This is a genomic window from Methylophaga sp. (assembly GCF_030651745.1).
On record NZ_JAUSCC010000074.1, the window covers coordinates 1 to 1,805 of the forward strand.

General features: G+C 45.5%; 2 protein-coding genes. Both read left to right on the top strand.

What is annotated here, in order from left to right:
• Positions 1–979: ABC transporter ATP-binding protein (locus Q7V21_RS08750; protein WP_304916926.1), on the top strand; the 979-nt coding region annotated here is incomplete at its 5' end.
• A complete protein-coding gene (locus Q7V21_RS08755) occupies positions 979–1,719 on the top strand; it encodes an ABC transporter permease (RefSeq protein ID WP_370654057.1) in 741 nt (246 codons plus the stop codon). The genes Q7V21_RS08750 and Q7V21_RS08755, both read left to right, overlap by 1 nt.
• The last annotated feature ends 86 nt before the right edge of the window (positions 1,720–1,805 follow it).

The following is a 1,805-nucleotide window of genomic DNA, read 5'->3' on the forward strand; positions in this document are numbered from 1 at the left end:
TTTTGATGAAGCGGGGGACGCTTTAAGTATGACACTCAGAGTTGAGATTGAAGATCTGGCCAAGCATTTTGGCGAGATTCGAGCTGTGGATGGTGTGACATTCTCAGTCAGTAAAGGCGAAGTACTTGGATTTCTCGGCCCAAACGGCGCAGGTAAATCCACCACAATGAAGATGATAACCGGCTTTCTTGCACCCACTCGCGGTACTGTAAGAGTCTGTGGTTATGATGTTTCAACTGATCCTATTTCGGTAAAGGCTAATCTGGGTTACTTACCCGAAGGTGCACCAGCCTATGCTGATATGACGCCGGATAGTTTCCTCAAATTTATTGCTGACATTCGTGGTTTATCCGGGGCTGATAAAAAACGTGCTGTGGCTTCTGCTGCAGAGCGCGCCCGTATCCTCAATGTGATGTATCAACCGATTGAAACATTATCAAAAGGCTACAAACGCCGGGTTGGTCTGGCACAGGCGATTTTGCACAACCCGCCGGTGTTGATTATGGATGAACCGACCGATGGTCTGGATCCGAATCAGAAACATGAAGTTCGTACCTTGATTAACGAAATGGCAGAAGACAAAGCCATTATTATCTCGACACACATCCTTGAAGAAGTGAATGCGCTGTGTACCCGTAATGTGGTGATTGCCAGCGGTAAAGTCGTGTTTGATGGAACACCTGCCGAGCTGGAAGCGAAATCTCGTTATCACAACGCGGTGGTGTTGACGGTCAATGAAATCGATAACACTAAATTGATGCAGTTTGTCAGCGGGCTGGGTTTTGTCGCTGATGCCGAACTGCTGACATCAGGCAATGGCATTCGGGTGTTTCCAAAAGAAAGCGCTCATATCACCATTGCCTTGTCGGAAAAAATTCGTGAACAAGGTTGGGAAATCGCTTCACTTTATGCTGAAAGTGGCCGCCTGGATGAAGTTTTCCGTAGCATCACTTTGCCTAGTACTGCAGGAGTTAAATGATGAATATGCTTAATATCTGGTTCATCATGAAACGTGAGTTTGGCGGTTACTTTGCCACACCCGTTGCTTATGTTTTTATCATTATCTTTTTATTATTGGCCGGTTTTTCTACCTTTTACGTGGGCAATTTCTTTGCTCGTGGCGAAGCCGACCTGTATCCATTCTTTTCTTTACATCCCTGGTTATACATTCTGTTGATTCCGGCTATTTCGATGCGCTTATGGGCAGAAGAACGTAAAAGCGGTTCGATTGAGTTGTTAATGACTTTGCCGGTATCAGTCTTTGAAGCGGTACTGGGTAAATTCTTTGCTGCGTGGGCATTTACCGGTCTGGCGCTGATTCTGAACTTCCCGCTGTGGATCACCGTGAACTATCTGGGTAACCCGGATAACGGCGTGATCTTTACCGGCTTTGTGGGCAGCTTCCTGATGGCTGGTGGTTTTCTGGCGATTGGGTCTTGTATTTCCGCAGTTACTAAAAACCAGGTCATCGCCTTTGTACTCAGCCTGATTGTCAGTCTGGTATTTGTACTGGCTGGTTACGGTATTGTGCTGGATTTCTTTAGTAGCTGGGCCCCACAAACACTAGTCGATGCCATCAGTTCATTCAGTTTTCTAACCCACTTTGATGCAATTTCCAAAGGGGTAATTGATTTACGTGACATTTTGTATTTTGCAGCGCTTATCGCTATCTGGTTGTTTGCCAACGCCTTGATAGTGAATGCACGTAAAGCCGATTAGGAGCACCAGTCAGCAATGAATAAACAACTATTATCTTCAACCGGTTTGATTCTGGCCGTTATTCTGTTTATCGCTTTTATTATTGT